The 24,113-nt window shown below is 64.5% G+C and carries 19 protein-coding genes; 7 read left to right on the forward strand and 12 right to left on the reverse strand.

The features are described from left to right. Positions 1 to 15: 15 nt before the first annotated feature. The 3 genes from AC3ENJ_RS02735 to AC3ENJ_RS02745 form a co-directional block, all read right to left on the reverse strand. On the reverse strand, positions 16 to 2,823 hold the full coding sequence (locus AC3ENJ_RS02735) for an aconitate hydratase (RefSeq protein ID WP_431812983.1): 2,808 nt from the start codon (positions 2,821 to 2,823) through the stop codon (positions 16 to 18). A gap of 133 nt (positions 2,824 to 2,956) precedes the next feature. After that, entirely contained in the window at positions 2,957 to 4,378 is a 1,422-nt protein-coding gene (locus AC3ENJ_RS02740) for a class I SAM-dependent RNA methyltransferase (protein WP_431812984.1), read from the reverse strand. Next, positions 4,375 to 6,348: an APC family permease gene (locus tag AC3ENJ_RS02745; RefSeq protein WP_190780513.1), complete on the reverse strand. Its 1,974-nt coding sequence runs from the start codon at positions 6,346 to 6,348 to the stop codon at positions 4,375 to 4,377. The genes AC3ENJ_RS02740 and AC3ENJ_RS02745 overlap by 4 nt, the downstream gene beginning before the upstream one ends. 64 nt (positions 6,349 to 6,412) lie before the next feature. Between AC3ENJ_RS02745 and AC3ENJ_RS02750 the strand changes: the two genes are divergently transcribed. Further along, a complete protein-coding gene (locus tag AC3ENJ_RS02750) occupies positions 6,413 to 7,141 on the forward strand; it encodes a potassium channel family protein (RefSeq protein ID WP_190780514.1) in 729 nt (242 codons plus the stop codon). After that, complete coding sequence (locus AC3ENJ_RS02755) at positions 7,138 to 7,878, forward strand: potassium channel family protein (protein ID WP_431812985.1); 741 nt, start codon at positions 7,138 to 7,140, stop codon at positions 7,876 to 7,878. Before AC3ENJ_RS02750 ends, AC3ENJ_RS02755 begins: the two co-directional genes overlap by 4 nt. Here AC3ENJ_RS02755 and AC3ENJ_RS02760 read toward each other — a convergent pair. From AC3ENJ_RS02760 to dut, 4 genes are read right to left on the reverse strand one after another with little or no spacing between them, the layout of a single operon-like run. Continuing rightward, on the reverse strand, positions 7,802 to 8,527 hold the full coding sequence (locus AC3ENJ_RS02760; protein WP_431812986.1) for a DUF3159 domain-containing protein: 726 nt from the start codon (positions 8,525 to 8,527) through the stop codon (positions 7,802 to 7,804). The two genes, AC3ENJ_RS02755 and AC3ENJ_RS02760, sit on opposite strands and share 77 nt — an antisense overlap. Beyond that, the gene (locus tag AC3ENJ_RS02765; RefSeq protein ID WP_431812987.1) at positions 8,524 to 8,898 is read right to left on the reverse strand and encodes a single stranded DNA-binding domain-containing protein; all 375 of its coding nucleotides are present in this window, start codon (positions 8,896 to 8,898) and stop codon (positions 8,524 to 8,526) included. The genes AC3ENJ_RS02760 and AC3ENJ_RS02765 overlap by 4 nt, the downstream gene beginning before the upstream one ends. Positions 8,899 to 8,902: 4 nt before the next feature. Further along, positions 8,903 to 9,661 (reverse strand): DUF3710 domain-containing protein, encoded by a 759-nt coding sequence (locus AC3ENJ_RS02770; RefSeq protein ID WP_431812988.1) that lies wholly within the window; start codon positions 9,659 to 9,661, stop codon positions 8,903 to 8,905. A gap of 49 nt (positions 9,662 to 9,710) precedes the next feature. Beyond that, positions 9,711 to 10,172 carry a dUTP diphosphatase gene (dut, locus tag AC3ENJ_RS02775; RefSeq protein ID WP_431812989.1) on the reverse strand — a complete coding sequence of 154 codons (462 nt, stop codon included), beginning with the start codon at positions 10,170 to 10,172 and terminating at the stop codon, positions 9,711 to 9,713. Between the two features lie 81 nt (positions 10,173 to 10,253). Here dut and AC3ENJ_RS02780 point away from each other — a divergent pair, with 81 nt between their 5' ends. Continuing rightward, positions 10,254 to 10,778 (forward strand): DUF3093 domain-containing protein, encoded by a 525-nt coding sequence (locus AC3ENJ_RS02780; protein WP_431812990.1) that lies wholly within the window; start codon positions 10,254 to 10,256, stop codon positions 10,776 to 10,778. Between the two features lie 68 nt (positions 10,779 to 10,846). Here the strand turns inward: AC3ENJ_RS02780 and AC3ENJ_RS02785 are convergent, their stop codons facing one another. Continuing rightward, complete coding sequence (locus tag AC3ENJ_RS02785) at positions 10,847 to 11,146, reverse strand: DUF4193 domain-containing protein (RefSeq protein WP_095798898.1); 300 nt, start codon at positions 11,144 to 11,146, stop codon at positions 10,847 to 10,849. Positions 11,147 to 11,478: 332 nt separating this feature from the next. On the opposite strand from AC3ENJ_RS02785, the gene sepH reads away from it, so the two are divergent. Next, the gene (sepH, locus tag AC3ENJ_RS02790; protein WP_431812991.1) at positions 11,479 to 12,798 is read left to right on the forward strand and encodes a septation protein SepH; all 1,320 of its coding nucleotides are present in this window, start codon (positions 11,479 to 11,481) and stop codon (positions 12,796 to 12,798) included. A 131-nt stretch (positions 12,799 to 12,929) separates the two neighbouring features. Continuing rightward, the gene (locus AC3ENJ_RS02795) at positions 12,930 to 13,523 is read left to right on the forward strand and encodes a hypothetical protein (RefSeq protein ID WP_431812992.1); all 594 of its coding nucleotides are present in this window, start codon (positions 12,930 to 12,932) and stop codon (positions 13,521 to 13,523) included. Positions 13,524 to 13,531: 8 nt separating this feature from the next. Here the strand turns inward: AC3ENJ_RS02795 and AC3ENJ_RS02800 are convergent, their stop codons facing one another. From AC3ENJ_RS02800 to AC3ENJ_RS02815, 4 genes are read right to left on the reverse strand one after another with little or no spacing between them, the layout of a single operon-like run. After that, a complete protein-coding gene (locus AC3ENJ_RS02800; RefSeq protein WP_190807729.1) occupies positions 13,532 to 14,602 on the reverse strand; it encodes an alkaline phosphatase family protein in 1,071 nt (356 codons plus the stop codon). Positions 14,603 to 14,661: 59 nt separating this feature from the next. Next, positions 14,662 to 15,381 carry a DUF5998 family protein gene (locus AC3ENJ_RS02805; RefSeq protein ID WP_190780522.1) on the reverse strand — a complete coding sequence of 240 codons (720 nt, stop codon included), beginning with the start codon at positions 15,379 to 15,381 and terminating at the stop codon, positions 14,662 to 14,664. A gap of 47 nt (positions 15,382 to 15,428) precedes the next feature. Further along, positions 15,429 to 16,805: a serine/threonine-protein kinase gene (locus AC3ENJ_RS02810; protein ID WP_431812993.1), complete on the reverse strand. Its 1,377-nt coding sequence runs from the start codon at positions 16,803 to 16,805 to the stop codon at positions 15,429 to 15,431. 12 nt (positions 16,806 to 16,817) lie between these two features. Next, positions 16,818 to 19,511 carry a bifunctional acetate--CoA ligase family protein/GNAT family N-acetyltransferase gene (locus AC3ENJ_RS02815; protein ID WP_431812994.1) on the reverse strand — a complete coding sequence of 898 codons (2,694 nt, stop codon included), beginning with the start codon at positions 19,509 to 19,511 and terminating at the stop codon, positions 16,818 to 16,820. Between the two features lie 70 nt (positions 19,512 to 19,581). On the opposite strand from AC3ENJ_RS02815, the gene AC3ENJ_RS02820 reads away from it, so the two are divergent. Together AC3ENJ_RS02820 and AC3ENJ_RS02825 are read left to right on the forward strand one after the other, a co-directional pair. Beyond that, positions 19,582 to 22,131: a DNA gyrase/topoisomerase IV subunit A gene (locus AC3ENJ_RS02820; RefSeq protein ID WP_431812995.1), complete on the forward strand. Its 2,550-nt coding sequence runs from the start codon at positions 19,582 to 19,584 to the stop codon at positions 22,129 to 22,131. Positions 22,132 to 22,270: 139 nt separating this feature from the next. Continuing rightward, positions 22,271 to 24,109, forward strand: coding sequence for a GmrSD restriction endonuclease domain-containing protein (locus AC3ENJ_RS02825; protein WP_431812996.1), 1,839 nt, complete (start codon positions 22,271 to 22,273; stop codon positions 24,107 to 24,109). Positions 24,110 to 24,113: the final 4 nt, after the last annotated feature.

Here is a 24,113-nt window from a genome sequence, read left to right on the forward strand (position 1 = left end):
GTCGGACCGCGGGTGTTACTTGGCGATCTGACGCAGCACGTACTGCAGGATGCCACCGTTGCGGTAGTAGTCGGCCTCACCCGGGGTGTCGATGCGCAGGTCTGCGTCGAACTCCACGGTGGAGCCGTCTTCCTTGGTGGCCGTGACCTTCAAGGTCTTGGGGGTCGAACCCTCGTTCAGAGCGGTCACGCCCTCGATGTCGAAGGTCTCGGTGCCGTCCAGTCCCAACGAGTCGGCGGACTCGCCCTGAGGGAACTGCAGCGGCAGAACACCCATACCGATCAGGTTGGAGCGGTGGATACGCTCGTAGGACTGGGTGATCACGGCGCGCACTCCCAGCAGGGAGGTGCCCTTGGCCGCCCAGTCACGCGAGGAACCGGAACCGTATTCCTTACCGCCCAGCACCACCAGCGGGACGCCGGCTTCCTGGTAGTTCACGGACGCGTCGTACACCGTGGACTGCGGGCCGTCGGCCTGCGTGAAATCGCGGGTGAAGCCGCCTTCCACGCCGTCCAGCAGCTGGTTCTTGATGCGGATGTTCGCAAACGTTCCGCGGATCATCACCTCGTGATTACCACGACGGGAGCCGTAGGAGTTGAAGTCCTTGCGCTCCACACCGTTCTCGATCAGGTACTTACCGGCCGGGGTGTCCGACTTGAAGGAACCCGCCGGGGAGATGTGGTCGGTGGTGACCGAATCGCCCAGCTTCAGGAGCACGCGGGCACCCTTAATGTCCTCGACGGAGGAGGCTTCCATGGACATCCCGTCGAAGTACGGTGGCTTGCGCACGTACGTGGAATTGGGATCCCACTCGAACACGTCACCGGTGGGGGTGTTCAAGTTCTGCCAACGCTCGTCACCGTCGAAGATAGTGCCGTATTCCTTGGTGAACATGTCCGTCTCGATGGAACGGTCAATGATCTCCTGAACCTCGGTCGGGTTCGGCCAGATGTCCTTGAGGTAGATGTCGTTACCGTCGGAATCCTGCCCCAGGGCCTCGTTCTCGAAGTCGAAGTCCATGGTTCCGGCCAGGGCGTAGGCGATGACCAGCGGCGGCGAGGCCAGGTAGTTCATCTTGACATCGGGGTTGATACGACCCTCGAAGTTACGGTTACCCGACAGCACCGAGGTCACGGCCAGATCGTTGTCCTGAATGACCTGGGAGATCTCGGGCTCGAGCGGGCCGGAGTTACCGATGCACGTGGTGCAGCCGTATCCGACGACGTAGAAGCCGAGCTCCTGCAGATCCGGTACCAGACCGGACTTCTCGTAGTACTCGGTCACCACTTTGGACCCCGGAGCAATGGACGTCTTGACCCACGGCTTGGCCTTGAGTCCCTTGCTCACCGCATTGCGAGCCAGAACCGCAGCCGCCATCATGACCGACGGGTTGGAGGTGTTGGTGCACGAGGTGATCGAAGCGATCGACACGGCACCGTGATCCAGCTCGAACTCGCGGCCGTCCTCCATGGCGACCTTGACCGGGTTGGATGCGCGAGCACTCATGCCCGCGGCATCGGCATGGCGCGGCGCGTCCGAGGGGTCCTGCTGGTCGCCGGCGCTGTTGGCGGGAGCGTCGGAGGCGGGGAAGGACTCTGCAACGGCCTGGTCCGCGGTGGAGGACTCGTCCACGGAGACGTAGTTGGTGAGATCGTCGCGGAACTGCGGCTTGGACTTGGTGAGCTCGATACGGTCCTGCGGGCGCTTGGGGCCGGCGATCGAGGGGACCACGGTGGACAGGTCCAGCTCGAGGTACTCGGAGAACGCGATCTCTTCCGAGGGGTCGTGCCACATACCCTGTTCCTTGGTGTACGCCTCGACCAGGGCGACCTGTTCCTCGGAGCGACCGGTCAGGCGCAGGTAGTCCATGGTGACCTCGTCGATCGGGAAGATCGCGGCGGTCGAACCGAACTCGGGCGACATGTTGCCAATGGTTGCGCGGTTGGCCAGCGGCACAGCCGCGACGCCCTCACCGTAGAACTCCACGAACTTGCCCACCACACCGTGCTCACGCAGCATCTCGGTGATGGTCAACACCACGTCGGTTGCGGTGGCGCCGGAGGGGATCTCGCCGGTGAGCTTGAAGCCCACCACGCGCGGGATCAACATGGAGATGGGCTGGCCCAGCATGGCGGCCTCGGCCTCGATGCCGCCGACGCCCCAACCGAGAACGCCGATGCCGTTTTCCATGGTGGTGTGGGAGTCGGTGCCCACGCAGGTGTCCGGGTACGCGCGAACGGTGCCGTCGATCTCGCGGGTCATGACCACGCGTGCCAGGTTCTCGATGTTGACCTGGTGCACGATGCCCATGCCCGGGGGCACGACCTTGAAGTCGTCGAATGCGGACTGACCCCAACGCAGGAACTGGTACCGCTCGCCGTTGCGCTGGTACTCAATGTCCATGTTGCGCTCAATGGCGTCCGTGGAACCGAACGCGTCAATCTGCACGGAGTGGTCAATGACCAGCTCGGCCGGGGCCAGCGGGTTGACGCGTGACGGGTCACCGCCGAGCTCCGCTACTGCCTCGCGCATCGTGGCAAGGTCCACGATGCAAGGAACTCCGGTGAAGTCCTGCATGATGACACGGGCAGGGGTGAACTGAATCTCCGTGTCGGGCTGGGCCTCGGGATCCCAGCTGGCCAGGGCTTCAATATGCTTCTTGGTCACGTTCGCACCGTCTTCGGTGCGCAACAGGTTCTCGAGCAGAACCTTCAAGCTGTAAGGGAGTTTCTTGGCCCCCTCCAGTGCATTGAGTCGGAAAATTTCATAGTCGGTGCCGCTGACGTTGAGTACGCCTTTGGCCCCAAAGCTGTCCACAGTCATGGTGTGGAACTCCTCTCGCCACCGTTTGAATGCGCTCGTGGCTGTCCACGGGGCGCATGAAACGCCCCGGACGCGCACGAACGGTCACCTCTCAGTGTAGCCCGTGCCACTTACCCCGACCGGGAGATTCGCCTCAGGTTGCATCATTGCGCCGCAGTACGGCCACCGCCTCCACGTGGTGGGTATTCGGGTACAGGTCGAAGGCTTTCACGGTGGCCACCTTCCACCCGCGGCGCGACAACCGGCCGAGGTCGCGACCCAGTGCCGCGGGATCACACGCCACGTAGACCACGGTGTGGGGATCGGCGCCGTCGATCGCCGACAGCACCTCCTTGGCCGCGCCGGAGCGCGGGGGGTCGAGAATGACGACGTCGGGCCGGGGCGCGCGCACCGCGGGCCGGCGCTGCCCGCGCGGGGCCCCGCGGCGGCGTCGTGCGGGGTCACGCCCCGTGAGCACCCGCGCCACGTCTCCGCGGGTGACGCGGACGTTCTCCCGCCCTGCCACGTTCTCGCGCGCATCCGCGGACGTCACGGGTGAGCCCTCGACCGCGAAGACCCGACCCCCAGGTCCCACCGCGCGGGCAGCGGCGGCAGTGAACAATCCCGCTCCGCTGTAGAGGTCCCACACCGTCTCCCCCGGCTCGATCCTGGCCGCCGCCAGTACCGCGTCGACCAGGGTGCGCGGGGCGGCACGGTGAATCTGCCAGAACCCCGTGGGACTGACGCGCCACGTGAGTGCGTCGTCCCCGGGCACCTCGAGGCTTTCCCGCACCAGTGCCTCACCGGACCACGTCTGGATCTCGCGATCCCCCGGGGACTGCGCGGTGACCGAGACCCCGTGTTCGCTCCCCCAGGTCGCGAGCCGGGCACGCAGGGCGCAGAGCGTCTCGGGGTCCTGACGCGGCAGCAGACCCACGTGCAACAGCGGGCGGCCCCCGTTGGCCGGTGCGGCAATATCCAGGCGAGCGGCGCCCGGTACGGACAGCTCCCAGGGTGCGCAGGCGCTGATGGCGTCCGTGGCCAGCGGCATGTCCGTGATCGGCACCAGATCGTTGGACCTGTGGGGATACATACCCGCGGTGCCGTCCGCGGTCACGTCCAAGTGCAGGCGGGTACGCCACCCGGTGCCGTCAGGGGATTCGTCGGCCACGGCGGCAACCTGTCCGTGCCACACGATCCCGGCGAGATGCGCAAGTTGCTCGGCCACCACGGCGCGCTTGAGTTCTCGCTGCGCGTCCAGCGTCAGGTGACCGAACTCCGCCCCGCCCACGGGCGCGTGTCCTTCCCGCGCGGCGCGCAAGGCATCCGCGGCGGCCCACGGGTGCTGCGATCTGCGATCCGCGGAGGATTCCAGCACCTCCACCACATCTGCGCGCCAGAACGTGGCGTCCTCACCGTGATCGGTGAGGCGCACGCGCACGAGTTCCCCGGGCGCCCCGTGACGCACGAACACCACACGACCGTCCGGCGAACGCGACACCATGTGACCACCGTGAGCCACCGCGGTGAGTCGTAGCGTCAGCTGATCGGGGGTGTCGGGTTGGTCTTCGGTCATCCTTGATTCTCCGTGAGTCGTAGTTCGCGCACCGATTCCAGGTGCCAGGGAACGGAGGCGATCATGACGCCCCGTTCGAAGTGAAGTCGCGCCTTGAGTGGCCTGATGGCCTGATTGTGCAAGAACCGCTCCCAGCCGCGCCCCACAACATATTCGGGCACGTAGACGATCACCAAGTCCCGCGGGGATTTCTTACGGATGCTGCGCACGTGGGAGATCACGGGTCCGATGCTGTCACGGTACGGGGAGGCCAGGACCGTGATGGGGACCGGAAACTCCAGCCGTTGCCATTGCCGCAGCACGTCCTCGGTGCGGGCACGATCGGTGTCCACCAATACCGCCTCCAACGTGGCCGGACGGGAGGCCCGAGCGTAGGTCAGGGCGCGGACCACCGGCTTCCGAACGGAGGTCACCACGATCACGGCATGCACGCGCGAGGGCAGGGCACGGACCGGGGACTCGGGGTCCACCTCGAGTTCACGGTCCACCGATGCGTAATGATGGCCGATGGCCCGCATCCACAGCGTGAGCAGGGCAATGGCCACAATGGTCAACCAGGCCCCCTGCGTGAGCTTGGTGGCCAACACCACCAGGAACACGGCGGCGCAGAAAACCAGGGCCACCACGGCCACGGCCTGCCGGATGGCCAGCTGCCGAGTGGTGACCTTTGACGTGCGAGTCCGTCGCACGCGCGCCCAGTGCCGCACCATTCCCGCCTGGGTGAGGGTGAACGCGAAGAACGCCCCCACCACGTAGAGCTGGATCAGGCTGTTGACGTTGGCATCGAAAATCACGGTGAACAGCGCCGCCACGATCGAGAGCAGCACGATTCCGTTGGTGAAGGCGAATCGATCCCCGCGCGATTGCAACTGGCGCGGCAGCAGCGCCGCGCTGGCCAGTCGCGAGGCCAAGGTGGGGAAACCCGAGAACGCCGTGTTGGCGGCCATGAACAGCACACCCACCGTGACGGCCACCAGCACGAAGAACCACACGGAGTCCACGCCGGCAATGGTCTGGGCCAGTTGACCGAGGATCGGCACCTGGAAGAAACCCTCACCCGGTTGTTGGCCGTTGATCAACAGCTGTTCCTGCGCGTTCATCACCACGACCGCCCGCGTTTCACGGGTGAGATACAACACGCCCAGCAGCAACGCCGTGGACAAGGCTCCTAGGAGGGCCAGGGTGCGGGCCGCGTTGAGGGCCTTGGGCTTACGGAAATAGGGCACGGAATTAGTGATGGTCTCGACCCCCGTCACCGCCACCGCGCCCGAGGAGAACGCACGCAGCACCAGCATCGCCCCGGCCAGGCCCACCAGCCCGGCATCCATTCCGGCGGCGGGCAGCACCTGGTAGTCCGCCGACGGCGCTCGGCCCAGCGTTCCCATCAGCTGCTGTACCAGCCCCGCAGCCACGAGCAGGAGTACCACCGCCACAAAGGCATACGTGGGTACGGTCGAGGCGCGTCCCATGAACTGCAGCCCGCGCAGGTTGAGGAGCCCGACCACCGCGATACCCGCGAGGGCCACGAAGACCTGCTGACCCACGAACCACGGCACCGCGGAGGCCACGTACTGGGCGGCGGCGGACATGGACACCGCCACCACCAGGGTGTAGTCCACCAACAGCGCCGCACCCACCATGGCGCCGGAGGGCCGGCCGAGGTTCTTGGACGCGATCTCGAAGTCCGCTCCGCCGGACGGATAGGCCCGCACGTTCTGCCGGTAAGCGGTGATCAGCACGATTAGCACGATCAGCACCACGACTCCCACCCAGGGTGAGACGGCAATGGCCGCGGTGCCCGCGAGCGCGAGGGTCAAGACGATTTCGTCCGGCGCGTAGGCCACGGATGACAGCGCGTCGGATGCGAACACGGGTAGTGCGGCGCGGTTGCGGAGCAGGGTTCCGCCGGCGCGTTCGTTGTGAAGTGGTTTGCCCACGAGGACGCGGCGAGCAAGTTGGGACAGGTACACGGTTCAACACGCTAGTGCCTCGCGGGGGTCTTGTCCCGAAGCGCGGAGAATTATGCTGTGCGACATGGCGCATTTTGTGATCATGGGTGTCGGCCGCGTGGGGATCTCCATTGCGCACGCCCTCGAGGATTCCGGCCACACCGTGGCGGTCATCGATCAGGACGATCGGGCCTTCCGTAAACTTCGACCGTCGTTCGGGGGCAAGAAGGTCACCGGCCACGGTTTCGACAGGGACGTGCTGCGCCGCGCGGGTATCGAAGAGGCCTACGCGTTCGCGGCGGTGTCCAGCGGGGACAACTCCAACATCATTGCGGCCCGCGTGGCCCGGGAGACGTTCAAGGTCAAGCACGTGGTGGCCCGCATTTACGACCCCAGTCGCGCGGAGTTCTACCAGCGCATGGGGATTCCCACGGTGGCCTCCGTGCGGTGGAGTTCGGACCAGGTGCTGCGGCGGATCCTGCCGGAGCACGCGATTACCGGTGATTTCCGGGAGGCCTCCGGGCGGTTGCAGCTGGGAGAGCTGCCCTTGCACGAATCCTGGTCGGGTTTACACCTGGATCGCATCGAGGAGGCCTCCGGTGTTCGGGTGGCCTTCGTGACTCGCTTCGGCGAGGGAATCCTGCCCGCCGCCGATTCCAGTTATCAGCAAGGGGATATTGTGCACGCCATGATGCGCGTGGAAGACGTGGAGAACGTGGCCCGGATCCTGTCCCGGCCGCCCTCGGACGAGGTTTTGGAGGCGGTGGCTCTGGCGGCCACCGAGGAACGCGGTCACGGGAGGAAGCGGTCATGAAGGTCATCATTGTGGGCGGCGGCTCCGTGGGTTCCTCGATCGCCCGTGAATTGGTGTCCCACGGCCACGAGATCGTGGTGATCGACGCGACGTCGGACGTGATCGGCCGGTCCAAGCTGCGCGGTACGCAGTGGGTCGTCGGGGATGCCTGCGATTTGGACGTGCTGCAGCGGGCCAAGACGGAGGAGGCGGATGTCGTGGTGGCCGCGACCGGCGACGACAAGGCGAACCTGGTCGTCTCGCTCCTGGCGCGCAGCGAGTTCGGGGTGCCCCGAACGGTGGGTCGAGTCAACAACCCCAAGAACGAGTGGCTGTTCGACGACGCGTGGGGCGTTGACGTTGCGGTGTCGACTCCCCGGCTCATGACGGCGCTCGTGGAAGAGGCCGTGGAAGTGGGGGACGTGGTCCGGTTGCTGAGTCTGCAAACCGGGGGTGCCACGCTGTCCGCCTATACGGTTCCCCGGGAGCACCCGGTGGTGGCGACCATCGTGTCCCACGTGCCGTGGCCGCTCGAGGTCACCCTGGTGGCCATTCTGCGGGACGGAGTGCCGATCACACCCTCCGGGGACGATGTTCTGGAGGGGTCGGACGAGTTGTTCTTCATTTCCACTGCGGAGGGGGAAGATCAGCTGCGCGCCATGTTCACCACGGCCCGGGACGTCACCCTCGAGACGGAATCGGGCGGGTCAACAGCCACCCGAGCCACAGCACCAGCGCATACAAGGGAACGCCCATGACCAGGCGAGCGACGCCCAGCGCGGCGACGTTCTCCGCGAAAAACAAGGGGACCTGGACGAGCAACCGCGCCGCGAACATCCCGATCAACAACAGGGTGGCTCGCTGATACGCGCCGCGCCGCTGCCGATCCTTGCGCCAGTCCATCCCCTCCCCACGAACGTAACCGTAGAAGACACCCAGCAGCGGCCAGCCGACCGCTGCGGAGATCGACAGGCCGATGAGCCACGCAATGTTGACGAAGAACCCCGGCACGTAATAGTCCAGCGCTTGACCGCCGACCCGGGCGAACAGGGCGCACACGGCCACGCCGATCAGCCCGGCGATCGACTGCATCAGTGACTGCCGCTGGGCCAGTCTCGCGACCGCGAACAACAACGCGGTGGCCAGGGACGCAATCAGCGCGAGGGCCAATTGCTGGGTCAGCAGGAACACGACCAAGAAGATCAGACCCGGCAGGATCGCCTCGAGCAACCCGCGCCAGCCGCCCACGGCGTGCAGCACGTCCAATTGACCGTGGTCGTCACGGCGCAGACCCGCGCGCTTGGCATAGTCCCCCATGGCCCGTTCCACGGGCTGAGGCCGCCGGTTGCCCTCGGGGGGTTCGTGGCCATCCGGCGCTGAGGGGTACGGGGGTGTTGTGTGGCTCACCGGTTGATCCTTTTGGGCGTGATGATCTCGTAACGGGGGTTGTACATGGTGGGTACCGAATCGGTGAACGACACCACGGCCACGCACCGCAATCTGGTGCCGGCCATGATGCCGGGAACACTGCGCTGACCGTGCCAGAGCAACGTGACGTAGGAATCCTCCCGACCTGCTCGTAGGCCGGACCGGCTCTGTACATGCAGCACCGCCCGGTACCGCGGCGACTGCGTGGCTGGCGAGAACGTGACCTCGGTGACCTCGCCCTCAACCATCACCCGACGACGTTGCGACGACGCCGCCGGGTCCAGATCCTGCGCGGCGGCACCGCGCTCGCCGACCACGTCGATGGCCCCGGTGACGTGAGTGGTTACCACGAGGTCAGCCGATTTCGGTGATCTCTGGGCCGCGCCGCGGTGCACTTGCCGGCGGCTGCGGATCGCGCCCGGGGTGGTCGGCGGTCTGGCCTTGGGGGCTTTGCGGTGTCGCGTTCTCCGGAACCTTGAACTGCAAGAGGTCGCGCGGGGGCATCGGATCGTGCCCGCGAACGATCACCAACGACCGCACGACGTCGTCGAGCACCTCGGCGGTCGTGGACGGCATGGCGGCGCCGCCCGAGTACACCGCGCGCAAGAACCAGCGAGGCCCGTCGATGCCGACGAAGCGTGCCAGCCGGTAGCCGGGTTGACCGGAGGCCGTGGTCGCGGAGAATTTGGCGTTGACCTGCAAGCCCAACGGGCCTTCCGCCACGGTGACCTGCCCGCTGTCGCGACGCAATCCTTCCACCAACTCGCGGCGGACGTCGTTCCACAGGCCACTGCTCTTGGGCGCGGAGAACGCTTGGAGTTGAACCGAGCCGTCCTGGTAGTCAACGTTCAATGCACGCGGTCGCTGGGATTTTTCATCCAGATCCATGCGCACGGCCACGCCGGCCACGGGTTTGAGAAGGATGCAGCCCAGATCGATGTAATCCTCGCGCTCGCCCTTCAGCTCGGACTCGTCCCACGGGCCCAGGGCGCGAGGGTCGGAGGCCGCTGCCGTGTCGTCGCCGGGTGTTTCGGGGGTCTCTTGCGAGTCTGTCATGGCGACGGCGCGGCTATCCGCCTGAACGTCCTTGCGGCGCTTCTTTCGTCCAAACATGTGTGCTCCGTTGCTTGTCTGCGGGTCGTTGTGAATCAGGGGCCGGGATCTAATGGGTTCCGGAGGAGCCGAAGCCTCCCGCGCCGCGTTCGCTCTCGGGCAGTTCGGCCACCGGGTCGAAGAGGGCCGTCTCCACTCGCTGGATCACGAGCTGGGCAATCCGCTCACCGCGGCTCACCGTGTAGGTGTTCGAGCGGTCGGTGTTGAGTAAACACACCTTGATCTCGCCGCGGTAGCCACTGTCCACGGTGCCCGGGGCATTGACCAGGGTCAGCCCGTGCTTGGCGGCAAGCCCGGACCTGGGGTGAACCAGGCCCACATACCCGTGCGGGATCGCCAGGGCCACCCCGGTGTCCACCAGCGCCCGTTGTCCCGGCTCCAGAACGGTCTCGCGCCGGGCCCGCAGATCAGCGCCCGCGTCTCCGAGGGTTGCGTACGAGGGGGGCGCCAGCCCGGGATCCAACATCTTCAGGGCCACGGTCACGGTGTGGTCAACGGCTACATCAGTCACAATCCACCACTCTAACGCGGCGCCCCTCGGGTGGCTGCCCGGACGTGGAAGACTCCTAGCAAGCTGTGGGAAAGTGGAGTCATGACCCCTCACGAACCGCACGCCGCCGCGGCCTCCGAATCGGCCACCCCCGACCAGCCAGCCACCCGACCTGTGGTGGCGTACCAGGAGCGACTCAGCGTCGCGTGGTGGATGTGGCTCGTGATCCTGTTCGTGGGAGCAGCCACGTTCATTGCTCTTGCCCCCATCAACATGGCGGTGGGCATCATTGCGGCCGTGGTGGTCATGGTCTTCATCGGGTTGATCCTGTATCTCGGCTCACCCCGGATCGTGGTCACGGACCACGACGTGCGCGTGGGCCGTGCCCACATCGAGCGGCGCTTTGTCGGGGAGGCCGAGGCCTTGCGTGGTGACGCGGCACGTGTTGCCCGCGGTCCCAAATTGGACGGCCGCGCATTCATGAACTTCCGTGTGTCCGTCCCTGACATGTGCCGGATCCAGATCGTGGACCCCGTGGATCCCACGCCGTACTGGCTCACGGCCACCCGTCACCCCGAGGAACTGGCTCGCGCGATCAATGCCGATCGCGGCACGGATGCACCCTGAGACGCTGGAACACTTCGGGCGGTCACCGTGCCGGTGACCGCCCGAATTCTGTGTTCAGCAGCTGTGAATCAGCCCATGCATTCGAAGCAGAACTTCACCCCGTCGCGCTCTTCGGCGAGCTGGGAACGGTGACGCACCAAGAAGCACGAACCGCATGTGAATTCGTCCTCCTGGGCGGGCAGCACCACGACGGAGAGCTCTTCGTTGGAAAGATCGGCGCCGGGAAGCTCGAAACTTTCCGCCGCTGCCGCTTCATCCTCGTCGACGCTGCCGGACTGCTGATCCGATCGACGAGACTGCAACTCCTCAATCGAGTCTTCCTTGAGGTCTTCGTCCTGCTTGCGCGGCGCGTCGTAATCTGTGGCCATGTGTGAATCCGCTCCAACCGGTCTCAGCGAGATCGCTGTGGGTGTCGATACCCCGGCTTTCTGGGATAGAAGCCGGGTCCGTGTCGCGTAGATTGTTCACCATTGACCGGAAAAAATCCAGCCCGAGGCAGCAACTGCTTATCGCTCGACGTCACACCGGGAATTCCTCCGATCGGCCCACACGGATGACCCCCGGGTGGAGCACCGCGGGAAATGCCGGAGGACGGGGGCGAAACGGTTAGGTGGGCGCGGTTGAACCACTAGACTGGCACGACATGAACGGTGGGAATTTCTCTAACAGCATGACTTCCCGCTGGTAAAGGAAGGACAGCATGGACCAGTTGCACCTTGTGGGTGTACACGAAGACGGCGAACACCTGATCGTGGAATCCACCGATTCACAGCGTTACTCGCTGAAGATCGATCAGCAGTTGCGGCAAGCGGTGCAGCACGCGCGGAAAAAGACTCCCGCTCGTGGGCGTGTGAGCGGGCAGTTCGGCCCCCGCGACATCCAGGCTCGGTTCCGTGCCGGTGCCAGCGTTGAAGACATCGTGGCGGAGTCCGGCTGGGAACCCGAGCGCGTCAAGCGCTACGAATGGCCCATTCTGGCCGAGCGCGGCCACATGGTGCGGGAGGCTCTCAAGGTCAAGGTGACCGGCACCAGCCCATCGCACGACGGGTACCGTTCCGTGTTCGAGGGCGAACCGCGAACACTCGAGCAGACCGTGCACCATCGCGCGCAGGACACGGGGGTGGCCGTGAGCTCCCTCGACTGGGATGCCTGGCAGCGCGAGGATCAGCTCTGGAGCCTGCAGTTGACGTTCAGCGTTTCGGACCGCGACCTGGCTCCCCATGACACCGACGGTCCCGCGGAATGGACCTACAACCCCGCCAGTCAAACCGTGCGGCCGGTGAACGACTGGGCGAGTACCCTCGGCCAGGAACCGCACGAGACCGGTCCCCTGGGTGTCCCCGCGCCCACGGTCACCCACCATCCGGCCCCTGATGCTCGCGTGGAACAACTCCAGCGGGAAGCCAGCCAGGCCGATGAACTCCTGGACGTTCTGCAGGCGCGCCGTGGCCGCCGGCTGGGCTCCGACACGGACGAGGACGATCGGCTGGCCGAGATCCTGGGTCGTGGAATGGGACACGTGGACAACCGTCCCCGGCCCATTGGCGCGCCCGAGGATTCACCGTTGTTCGATCAGCCCATTCAACCCGCTGCCGCGCGGGTGGCCGAGGATCGGGCGCTCGAAGAAGACGCCGGTATCGAGATCGTGGACGATTCCACGGTCGAACCCGAAGAGCCTGAGGCCCCGGAGGAAGAAGCGGACCAGGCGGCGTCCACGTCGCTGCCCGATGCGGTGACGGCGGGCAGGGGCCCGCAACTGACCGTCGCGGGAGATCTCGAGGACTCGGTGGCCACTCTCGAGTCCAAGGACGAAACCGCGCCGATTGGCAACCCCCCGAACGAGAACCCCACCGGGGGCAATGCCGTGGCCCAGAACTCCGAGGTCGACCAGGAACAAACCTCCGCCGAGCCTACCGAACCGCCCCGACGAGCCCCCGGGCCGCGCGGCCGGACCGGCAAGGCCAAACGTTCCTCGGTGCCGAGCTGGGATGAGATCGTCTTCGGTTCCAATTCGAACTAGGAATCGGGGTCACCGTCCGGGGAATGCAGAATTGACCCCGGATCCGCTAAAGTCACTAAGGCAGATTGGGCTAAGGGGAGAAAACGGTCCAGCTTTGCCCTGGCAATTCATGGATTCGAGGGACGCATTGCATGGGTAATTCCATCCAGGACGACTTGTTCGGTGCCGATGAACCGGCTGCGGAGACCACCGAGGGTTTCACCGAACCCAACGAGAGCGGGCCGCTCCGGCGTTTCATGGCTCCGATCGTGCTCGGGGTGGCCGCGCTCCTCGTACTCGTGGGAGTTGGAGCGTTGGCGTTCACCGGGCTGTCCAATTCCCAGGATGATCAGGAACCGGCCGATTTCGCGACCGAATCCGAAACGCCCACCCCGTCCCCCAGTGCCACCGCGAGCCGCACGCCCTCCCCCACCCCGGTGGAGACCACCCCGGTGCAGGAGTACGTCCCGCCGCCCGTGGCACCACCGGTCGCTCCCGCGCCCCCGCCCGCTCCGGTGCCGCAACCGCCGGTTACCAAGGCCCCGGTGCCAACCAAGACGCCCCAGCCGACCAAGACGCCGTCCACTGCACCCACGAAACAGCCGAGCGCGTCACCCAAGCCGACCACACAGCCGACCCAGGTTCCCAAGCCGACGACCACGCCCAAACAGCCGGACCCACCGGCCACGCCTAAAAATCCGCCCAACGGCGGAAAACCGGCCCCGAAACCCACGGCCAGCAAGTAACGTCCCGGTCACCAGACCAACGCGGGAATCAGACGCTCCGCGGGCGTGAGGGAACCGTGCTGACCCACCATGTTGAGCGGCTTGGTGCCCTGGCGGGAGACGTCGTAAATGGCCACCGGCTCCTTACCGAGGACCCACACGTGCCCCGCTCGTTCCAGCATGACGGGATCCGGATCCGGGCCGAAGTACCCCCCGGCCGCCAGGTCCTCGCGGGTCACGGCCCACACGGTATCGCCGTAGTGTTCCTGCCAACGCGCCGCCACGAGCGCGGGATCCGTGTCCGGTTGAGTGTGCAGTTGCACGGCTCGCGGTTCTCCCGCGGTGTGGCGAACGCCGTGCAGCAGACCGGGGACCGCGCTGGCGTCCACGCGGTCTTGGGCGGCAACGTCAACCATCCCGTGGTCGGCGGTGAGGACCACGCGGGTGTTGGATGGTAGCTTCTGGACGAGCCGCTTGATGGCGGAGTCCAGTTCCTCGAGGGCCGTCAGCCAGGCGTCGGAACGCCAGCCCTTGGCGTGGCCCACCTTGTCCAACTCGTCCCAGTAGAAGTAGACAAGCGCTCGTTTACCCTCGCGCAACTCCTCGAGGACCGCGGCGGTACGAGCGAACACGCCGTCGGCGCCTTTGAAACGCCCACCCCGCAGGGAGGCCCGGGTCAACTCCGAGTTCTGGAACCGGGGCTTACTGACCGTCACGGTGTCCACCGTGGCCTCCGACCGGTTGAACACGGTGCGGTGGGGTTGCCACGTTTCCGGTTTGATCCGTGGGCTCCATTGGCCGAGCATGTTCACCACGCGGTCCTGTTGGGGGTCCACCACGTCGTAACCGAGCATGCCGTGCTGTCCCGGGGCGAGCCCCGTGCCCAGACTCGACAGGGACACGGAGGTTGTGGTGGGAAAAGCGGCGTCGAGAGCCCCCAGGGACTGTGCTTTGCGCAGCGTGGGTGCATAACCGGAGCACTCGCTGAGCAGCTCGGCCCCGAGACCGTCCACGAGCACCACCACGTACCGTTGCGCCTTGGGCAGACCCACCGTATTGGTGGTCCCCGGCACTCCCAACGCGGCCGCGGCCGATGACATCACGTCCGCCACGCTACGCTCGCCGTAGCGCGGGGGGGCGGGAAAATCCGAGGGAAGGGTCACGGGGATTTGCGTCCAGAGTCGCGGCCCGTGAAGCGATGACCGAACCGCGGTCGCTGCACGGGGGCCTCGGAGGGGCGGCGTTCGGTCAGGGGACGCTGGTGGGGCGATTGCGCGATCTGGGCTCCCGAGTCGGTCATGGGCGCCAGATTCGCTCGCCGTAATGTGCGCGCGAATTCTCGGGCACCCTCCACGGCGTCCTTGCCGTCCGCTTCGGAGCTGATGCGCATCACCACGTCCTCGCTCGCGGCCGTGCCCGTGTACCCGTGGTCCGCCTGGCATTCCGGGTCCTCGCACATGGCCGGGTACAACTCGAGTTGCTGGGTCCCGGTCCAGCTCACCGCGAGCGTCAGCTCCATGATGGGTGTGTCGGGGCGATAATTCTGTGGCTGGTGATAGGCGTAACTGAGCGTGACCGAACGGATCTGCGAGATCCCCACGGTTTCCGTGGAGACCCGGGCCACCACATCACTGCCGCTGTCGTCGAACTGTTGGTCATCCACGTGGGTGATGTGCAGGACATCCTCCGCGAGAACCAGCACGGTGATGTGGCGGTGCAATTCGGTGTTGTTGAAGTGGGTTTCCAACTGCACCAGGTGGGACACGGGCTGCCTACCGTCGAGGGAATCCCGCACTACGTCTTCCACGAGTTGCGGATAGAACCCGGCCGTGCTGATGTCCTCGATCAAGCGCGAGCCGTCGGGAGCTGAATACGTCATGTGTCCATTGTCCTTCACTGAGCACGCCCGTGCGCAATCGTTGTGGCTCATGGTGTGAGCACGCACGAGAGCGTGCCGTCCTCCTGTTCGGTGCACACCGGCGTTACGTCCATGCTGGGTTCTTGCGGGGCCGACGGCGTTGCCGTGTCCTCGCGCGGTTGGGTCACCTCGGGTTCGGGGGCGGACGGGCCGTTCAGCCATGAATTCATGACCGGGCCAACCCAGAAGTAACCCGCGGCCAGGGCGACCGCGGCCAGTACCAGGGCGAGGAGGACCCACGGCACACGAGATCGTTTCGTGCGGGCCGGTTCCGTTCGGGTCACCCGCTGAGCGGGGTCGGTGTCCGGGAAAGCCCTGTCGCGCGCGACGGTTGTCACCGCGCCGTGGCGTGGCAACGGTTCCGTCTCATCCTCGGCGCCGAAAGGGTTCAGGGGGTCAGCCGAGAACGGGGGCGCGGGATGAGGCTGCTGGACTTGTTCCCCCTGGCCTCGCACCGCATGCCATTGGATCCGCGCCGTGGGCGCGTCGTCGGACGGGGGTAGCACGGCCGCATCGGGAACGGCGGACAGTTCCCGTTCGGTCGTGGGTGAGAGCACGTCGAAAATTTCGAACGGCTCGCCCTCTGCCGTCAGGGATTCGCTGTCGCATCGACGGGGGGCGCCCTCGCCGAGATCCCGCAGGGCGGTTTTTGCCGCGGCAATGCGTCGTTGGGGGTCCGTGCTCAGCAACCCCGCAACATGAGCCCGTAACTGCGGTGACTCGGGGAACAGTCCCGCTACGGCGGCGGGTTCCAGAGGGTTGCTGAGATCGACGTGCGGGTCCACGAGCCGAACCGCGGTGACCCCGGCGGCGTAGAGATCCGTGGACGCGGAGGGCTCCATGGGTCCGTACGCCTCGTGGGGTAGATAGCCCGGTGTGCCGACAACGGTTCCCGTGTGCGTCAATCTTGCGTCATCGGCGCGTACGGCAATCCCGAAGTCCGCAAGACGCCCCCACGGGCGCCCGGAGCCGGTGGGTTCCATGAGCACATTGCCGGGTTTGACGTCCCGGTGAATCCACCCGCGAGCGTGCACGAACTGCAGGGCCTGAAGTAGTTGGTAGAGGATTTCTTCCGCGACCGCCTCCGAAACGGCTCCGTTGTCGCCCAGCGCCGCTTCGAGGGTGCCGCCGCTGACCAGCCGCATGCCGATCGCCACGTATTCGTCCTCGGCCGCCCACCCGTAGGGTGCCACCACGTGTGGGTGATCCAGCTTCACGGATTGTTCCCTGACGAACCGCAACAAATCAGCGGAATCCCGTTGGCGGAGCACCTTGGCCGCGCATTCCCGCCCCAGTTTGAGGTCCCTGGCACGCCACACTGCCCCGCTGCCGCCCTTGGCAATGGGTTCCAGTAACTCGAAACGCCCGGCAATCGTGTCCGACACGCGATAAAAGGCCTAGCCTCGCATGGCCCGGCGAGCGCTGTCGGTGCGCTGCCCGGGGTCACCCAGAGTGATGGTTGCCGTGAGCACCGTGACCACGGAGCCGGACAGCAGGACCGGGTTGAGGTCCAGGGACGCGGTTTCGGGGAACTGATCCTTGATGAGAGCCACCCTGTTGATCAGGTCCTCCACACCGGTGGTGTCCACGGCGGGAACGCCCTGGTGCCCGAACAGCTTCTTGGACGCTTTGGGGGCCCGAACCATGCGGGAAATGTCCTGATCGGTCAGCGGCGGAACCCTGTGGGCCCAGTCCTCCAGGAGGTTGACGGCGTCGCCGGCCATGCCGAAAGAAAGCACTGGGCCGATCAACGGGTCCTCGATGGCCCGCAGCACGACCGTCTGACCCGCGGCCGCCATGGACTGCACCTCGAAGTCGGAGGTTCCGAAGCTTGCGAGGGCGCGATTCATGGTGGTGATCGCCGCGCGCAGCTGTGCTTCGTCCTCGATGTTCAGCGCAACCCCGCCCAGGTCCAGGCGGTGTCGCAGGTGCGGGTCGGTGGTCTTGAGCGCCACCGGATACCCCAGCCGCGCTGCAGCGGTAACGCCCTGATCTGGTTCGGAGAACCGCACGGACTCCAGGACCGTGATCCCGGCGTGCCCCAGCAGTTCCGTGGTCTCCTCCCTGGCGAGTTCGTAAAGCCCATCCCCGGGAATCTGGGGCTTGAGCTTCTCCAGGAACTTTTCGATGGCGTCGTAATCGAAGTCCTCGGGGATCGACATGTGCCCGTATTCCTGCTCGCGCCACCTCGAGTAGGTGACCACACTCGATAACGCGAGCAGGGCCGCCCCGGGCGAATCAAAGCAGGGCAGGAAAGCGCCGTCGTCGGTGGTGTGCACCATCGCCGTCTTGGCGTCACTGCCGAACTGGCCGGTGAACACACCGACCGCGGTGCACTCGGCGGCGCGGGCCTGCCGGGCGATTTCATCGACCAGGGCATTGTGGTCGAGCCCAGGCACGGGCATGAGCACGACCACCAGGCTGGCCACCCCGTCCAGGGAAGCGCTGCGGCGTACCGCGTCCACGATGGCCTCGTGCGCGCGCTGGGGACCCTGGCTCGTATCCACGTTGCCGTCGCAGACCACGGGTTCCATGCTCAGGCGGATGGCGGAGTCCTCGGCCAGTTGGGACAGTGCCAACGCGTTGGAGACCACGGCCACCCGGTTGTTGTCCGGAACCGGTTGGCTCTCGGCCACGGCCGCGATGTCCAGCAGCTGTTCGGCCGTCCCAGCGCGGATCACGCCGGCCTGGCGGAACATGGCGTCCAGGGCGCCGGGCGGTGCCTGGGTGGTACGCCCCGTGTGGCCCGGGGGCAACCGCAACCCGGTGACCTCGGACTTGGCCACGATAACGGGCTTGGACCGGGAGAGTCTGCGGGCGATCCGGGAGAATTTGCGGGGATTGCCCACGGACTGCAGGTACAACCCGCACACCGTGGTGGCCGGATCGTCCTCCCAGTACTGCATCATGTCGTTGCCGGAGACGTCCGCGCGATTACCGGCGGAAAGGTAACTGGACAGTCCGACCCGGTGTCGTCGGGCGGCCCCGTACACCATGGTGCCGATCGCACCGGATTGGGAAAACAGTCCCAGGCCCCCGCCCGGCGGCATGCGCGGCAGCAGCGAGGCATTGAGACTGACCTCCTCGGAGGTGTTGATGAACCCCAGACTTGCGGGACCCACCACGCGCATGCCGGACGCGCGGGCAATCCGTACCAGTCGGCGCTGTTGCACGGCCCCCTCGGCGCCGGTCTCCGCGTAACCGCCGGTCATGACGACCACCGCCCTGGCCCCGGCTCGGCCGCAATCGGCAACGGTGGATTCCACGGCATCCCGAGGGACGGCAATGATGGCGAGGTCGATCTTCACCGGGATGTCCCGGGCGCTCGCCACGAAGGTAAGACCGTCCCGCTCGAACGGCGTGTTCCCCACCCCGTAGAGGGTGCCCGTGTAGCCGCCGTTCAGAATTCCTTCCACGGCGTGGAACCCGGCATGGTCCGGATCCGCGGACGCCCCGATCACGGCCACGACCTCCGGAGTGAGCAGATCCTGGATGGAGCGGGCCTCGGCCCGGTGTTCGCGGGACTCCATCACCGCCAGCGACTTCTCGGTGGGGTCGATGTCGAAGTCGACCACCACCACGCCGTCTTCGAACTGCCGGGAGACGTCATATCCGGCCTCCACGAACACGTGGAGCATTTTGCGGTTCTCGGGCAGCACTTCCGCGGTGAACCGATCGATCCCGTTCTCTCGGGCGGCCGCGGCCAGGTGCTCCAACAGGATGGACCCGATGCCGCGGCCCTGATGGTGGTCCGAGATCATGAACGCGACTTCCGCCGCGCGCTCGGAGGTGCGGTCGTAACGACCCACCCCGATCATTTTGTCGTCCAACAACAGGATGAAGCACACGCGGTCCACATGGTCCACGGTGGTGAATCGCACCAGTTCCTTCTCGGACAGTGCGGGTTTGTAGGAGAAGAATCGCAGGTAGATGCTGTCCTCGGACTGCTTGCCGTGGAACTCGGTGAGCAGTTGCCGGTCCTCCGGGCTGATGGGCCGCAAGTGAGCGGTGGCGCCGTCACGCATGATGACGTCTGCTTCCCAGTATTCGGGGTAGGACGGTGACTGCGAACCTTCATCGTGAGAACCCATAGACTTCAGGGTAGCCAACCGCGTGACCTCTCGACAGGTACACGCCGATTATTCGAGGAGTTGCCGCTAGATGGCCCGACGTCGTTCAACCACCCGCTCCGAACAGGAGGAATTGCCGGAGGATTTCACGGAGCACATCGTGGATATCGATGTCACGCAGGAGATGGAAACCAGTTTCCTGGAGTACTCCTATTCGGTGATCTACTCGCGCGCCCTGCCCGATGCGCGTGACGGCCTCAAGCCGGTGCAGCGTCGCATCCTGTTCATGATGGACCAGATGGGTTTGCGCCCGGATCGCGGTCACGTCAAGAGCGCGCGCGTGGTGGGCGAGGTGATGGGTAAGCTCCACCCCCACGGTGACTCCGCGATTTACGACGCCATGGTGCGCATGGCCCAGTCCTTCGCCATGCGACTGCCCCTGGTGGACGGCCACGGAAACTTCGGTTCCTTGGACGACGGGCCCGCGGCCCCGCGCTACACGGAGGCGCGCATGGCGGCCGCCGCTCAGGCACTCACGGGAGACCTCGACGAGGACGTCGTGGATTTCGTTCCCAACTACGACAACCAGTTCCAGCAACCCGGTGTGCTCCCGGCGGCTTACCCGGCCCTGCTGGTCAATGGGGCCACCGGAATCGCCGTGGGCATGGCCACCAACATGGCACCCCACAACCTCCGCGAAGTGGTAGCGGGTGCCCGTCACCTGATCCTCAATCCCGAGGCCTCGCTCGAAGAGCTCGTGAAGTTCGTCCCGGGCCCCGACCTGCCCTCGGGCGGGCGCATCGTGGGCCTGGAAGGCATCCGCGACGCCTACCGAACCGGACGGGGTTCGTTCAAGACCCGGGCCAAGGTCTCCATCGAGCAGGTTTCGCCCCGCAAACAGGGCATCGTGGTCACGGAACTGCCGTACATGGTGGGTCCGGAGAAGGTCACGGAAAAGATCAAGGACGCGGTTCAGTCCAAGAAACTGACCGGCATCTCGGACGTGGTGGACCTCACCGACCGCGCCAACGGGCTGCGCCTGGTGATTGAACTCAAGAACGGATTCAACCCCCACGCCGTGCTGGCGCAACTGTACAAGCACACGCCCATGGAGGATTCCTTCGGCATCAACAATGTGGCGCTCGTGGACGGCCAGCCGCGCACGCTGGGCCTGCTCGAGATGCTGCGGGTCTACACCGATCACCGGTTGTCCGTGGTGCGCCGCCGCACCGCGTTCCGTCTGGCCAAGCGCCAGAACCGGCTGCACCTGGTGGAAGGTCTGCTGGTCGCGATCGTCGACATCGACGAGGTCATTGAGATCATCCGCTCCTCCGAGCAGACGGCGGAGGCCCGCGACCGGCTGATGAAGGTCTTCGACCTCTCGCGAGCCCAGGCCGAGCACATCCTGGAGCTGCGCCTGCGTCAACTCACCAAGTTCTCACGCATCGAGCTCGAGACCGAACGGGATCAGCTGCTCGCGGAGATCGCCGAGCTCGAGGCGATCCTCGGTTCCGATCAGAGGCTGCGCCAGGTCGTCGCGGACGAACTCGCGGAGGTCGCCGAGAAGCACGGCGACGATCGCCGCACCGTCCTGCTCGAAGCGGAGGACCTGCCGGCCGTGACCTCGGCGGCGGAAGCGGGCGGCAAAGGCAAGCAAGCGGCGTCGTCGGTCACGCTCGAGATCAGCGACGACCCGTGCTGGGCGTTCGTCTCCACGACCGGCCGCCTGGCGCGCACCACCACGCGTACGCCGCTGGCCGATGCCCCGCGCCGGTTCAAGCACGACGCGCTCGTGAGCGTGCTCCCGACCACCGCACGCGGTGAGATCGCGGCGGTCACCTCCACCGGCCGCATGCTGCGGGTGTCCTGCATCGACATTCCCGTGCTGCAGGATTTCGACGGCGTTCCGCGCCTTGCGGACGGCGTTCTCGCCTCCGATTTCCTGGGCCTGGACAAGAATGAGCACCTGGTGGGCTTGGTGCCCCTCGCCGAGGTCTTCGCCGTGGGTACGGAACAGGGCATCGTCAAACGCGTGAACCCCGATTACCCGCTCAACCTCGACCAGTGGCCGGTCATCAAGCTCAAGGACGGGGACCGCGTGATCGGCGTGTCCGCGTGCCCGGACGGTGCCGAACTGGTGTTCGTGTCCTCGGACGCCAAGCTGCTGCACTTCGCGGCGCATCTCGTGCGACCGCAGGGACGCAACGCGGGTGGTGTGGCCGGTATGAAACTGGCCGCCGGTGAGCTTGCGATCTTCTTCGGCGCGGTCAAGGAGGACGACGCCACCGTGGTGGTCACCCAAGCCAAGTCCCAGGATCAGCTGCCGGACATGGGTGAAGCGTCCATCAAGGTGACTCCCCTGTCCGAGTACCCGGCCAAGGGCCGCGCAACCGCCGGTGTGCGGGCTCAGCGCCTGCTCACGGGTGAATCCGAGCTGAATCTGGCGTGGGTGGGCCACGGGCCGGGTAAGGCCGTTTCGGCGGCCGGTGTGGCACGTAACCTACCCAACGAGTACGGCCGCAGGGACGGCTCCGGAGTGAGCGTGGACCGCGCCGTGCACGCCGTGGGGCCGGCTCTCGGCGGACTCCCGGTGCCCGGGACGGTTGATACGCCTGAAACGGACCAACAGTCTATCGACTAACTTCCCAAGACAGAGACTTCATAAAGCACGAATAGGTGTTTACACACACGCTGCAGATAAAGTACAATTCATTTACAATTCGTAACATAAGCCAAAGTCAGACAATAACCTGCACTTTCACACTAGGCGGACACGTATCATGGCCGGAAATCTGCAAACGAATGACATCGTCGTTGAAGACTTAGTTCCAAGAGTATTAAGTGGCAAAATACGGATACCGACTTTCCAACGTGGACTCCGATGGACTGAACGAGACGTCCTTCGGCTTTTTGAGTCGATCGCCAAGGGATATCCAATAGGAAATCTACTCCTTTGGAATAAGGCTGCGCCAGCGCAAACAGTACACCTCGGGGCCTTGACGATGCACGCCGACCCCGAGCAGTCCGCCTGGTACGTTGTAGATGGGCAACAAAGAATCACAGCTCTCGCTAATGGCCTAACAGAAAACGGCCACTCCGATCCGCGATTTAGAATATTCTATGATGTAAATACCGAAACATTCACGAACAAGGAATCGCGATCTGGCACCACAATACCATTATATGTAATTTTTGATCTGCCTCAACTACTTGATTTATTCACCTCGTCACCGATACTACTGGGAAATAGAGACTTCATTGACCGTGCAAGTAATCTCTCAAAGATTATTCGCGGATTCCGAATCCCCATATACATCGTGGAGGAAGAGAACCCTGCAGTACTTCGCGACATCTTTGATCGTATGAACAATTTCGGACGCCAGCTCACTCGTGCAGAAGTTTTCTCAGCCCTGAACGAAGAAACCGGCGTTGAAACAGAAGAATCACGTCCATTTAGATACGACCAGATATCAGAGGCTGTCCAAGCTGCCACCCGGTTCGGCACGATAGACGATGACACAGTATTTCTATGCTTGCTCGCAAGAAGAGGTGCAGACATATCACGGGATATTCGAAGGGAGTTCTCAAACGCCTCCGATTCGGCAATAGCAACTGAACCAAGGGCACTCGAGTTCAAGGCTGAAACAAGAAGTGAAGCCTGGGCTTTGACTACCAAGGCCATGATTTCAGCAGTTCAATTTCTTATGAATGAATGTAAAATACCGCACTATTCATTCCTCCCGTACAGGTACCTATTAATTACCCTGGTCCGGTTCTTTGCTCACTTCCCCAATCCAACGGCTGCAGACCTCCGAGATCTAAGACGTTGGGTCTGGCGTAGTGCCGTTATAGGACCCAGTCATTTTAAAGGTAGTGTAACGGGAACCACACGAATTCTCTGTAGCAAAATCGAACCGCATCACGAACGCAAATCCATCGAGAACTTGCTTGGAACAGCTCCTGCGACTGAGGTAATTAACCATGTTCCCACTACCCAGGAAACCTTTAAGACAAATCACGCCGCCTCGAAAATTATAATGTGTTCGCTCTGGCACCGAAGTCCCGCTCGATTCGAGGACGCAGTCAATAACCTTGAAACCGTCGGTCACGTCTACTCTCGAGATTTACTTCAGGAAGAACTAGCGGATAGCATAACCGCCAGAGATTTCTTTCCCATGATTTACGCAACGAACGGTGGCGAGCCAACGACAAATGAGTGGAAAAGTCTGAAGCGTTCCGCTGGTAACCGTATTCTTTTTAATACCCCTACCGCTACGGCCTCTCCGTATGACGCCATCTACACGCTGGTAGCTAATCCTGTCGATGACGCCAAAGTTCAAGAAACCCTCGCTTCTCACATTATCGACCAAGAATGTCAAGAATTTATCGTACATGGCGACCCGAAAAGTTTTATTGCTCATAGAAACAAGCTTCTTCAAAGCCAGATTCATGATTTCGTTGAACTCATGACTGAACAGAAATTTGAAGATACGCCGCCTCTCTCGAGTTTCGACTTCGACGACTCAGATGATTTCGACGACGAAGATGAAGACGAGGGAAGGGATCGCGAGTCAGAAAAGGAAGTTTTTCTTTTTGATTTCAACACCAACGAGGATTGAGTAT

It is taken from the genome of Kocuria sp. cx-455 (assembly GCF_057707085.1).

Excerpts from the sequence above, each read along its gene's own strand:
- AC3ENJ_RS02735 (WP_431812983.1), bottom strand. The coding sequence starts at position 2,823 with ATGACTGTGGACAGCTTTGGGGCCAAAGGCGTACTCAACGTCAGCGGC.
- AC3ENJ_RS02740 (WP_431812984.1), bottom strand. The coding sequence starts at position 4,378 with ATGACCGAAGACCAACCCGACACCCCCGATCAGCTGACGCTACGACTC.
- AC3ENJ_RS02750 (WP_190780514.1), top strand. The coding sequence starts at position 6,413 with ATGGCGCATTTTGTGATCATGGGTGTCGGCCGCGTGGGGATCTCCATT.
- AC3ENJ_RS02755 (WP_431812985.1), top strand. The coding sequence starts at position 7,138 with ATGAAGGTCATCATTGTGGGCGGCGGCTCCGTGGGTTCCTCGATCGCC.
- AC3ENJ_RS02770 (WP_431812988.1), bottom strand. The coding sequence starts at position 9,661 with ATGTTTGGACGAAAGAAGCGCCGCAAGGACGTTCAGGCGGATAGCCGC.
- AC3ENJ_RS02780 (WP_431812990.1), top strand. The coding sequence starts at position 10,254 with ATGACCCCTCACGAACCGCACGCCGCCGCGGCCTCCGAATCGGCCACC.
- AC3ENJ_RS02785 (WP_095798898.1), bottom strand. The coding sequence starts at position 11,146 with ATGGCCACAGATTACGACGCGCCGCGCAAGCAGGACGAAGACCTCAAG.
- sepH (WP_431812991.1), top strand. The coding sequence starts at position 11,479 with ATGGACCAGTTGCACCTTGTGGGTGTACACGAAGACGGCGAACACCTG.
- AC3ENJ_RS02795 (WP_431812992.1), top strand. The coding sequence starts at position 12,930 with ATGGGTAATTCCATCCAGGACGACTTGTTCGGTGCCGATGAACCGGCT.
- AC3ENJ_RS02800 (WP_190807729.1), bottom strand. The coding sequence starts at position 14,602 with ATGTCATCGGCCGCGGCCGCGTTGGGAGTGCCGGGGACCACCAATACG.
- AC3ENJ_RS02805 (WP_190780522.1), bottom strand. The coding sequence starts at position 15,381 with ATGACGTATTCAGCTCCCGACGGCTCGCGCTTGATCGAGGACATCAGC.
- AC3ENJ_RS02815 (WP_431812994.1), bottom strand. The coding sequence starts at position 19,511 with ATGGGTTCTCACGATGAAGGTTCGCAGTCACCGTCCTACCCCGAATAC.
- AC3ENJ_RS02820 (WP_431812995.1), top strand. The coding sequence starts at position 19,582 with ATGGCCCGACGTCGTTCAACCACCCGCTCCGAACAGGAGGAATTGCCG.
- AC3ENJ_RS02825 (WP_431812996.1), top strand. The coding sequence starts at position 22,271 with ATGGCCGGAAATCTGCAAACGAATGACATCGTCGTTGAAGACTTAGTT.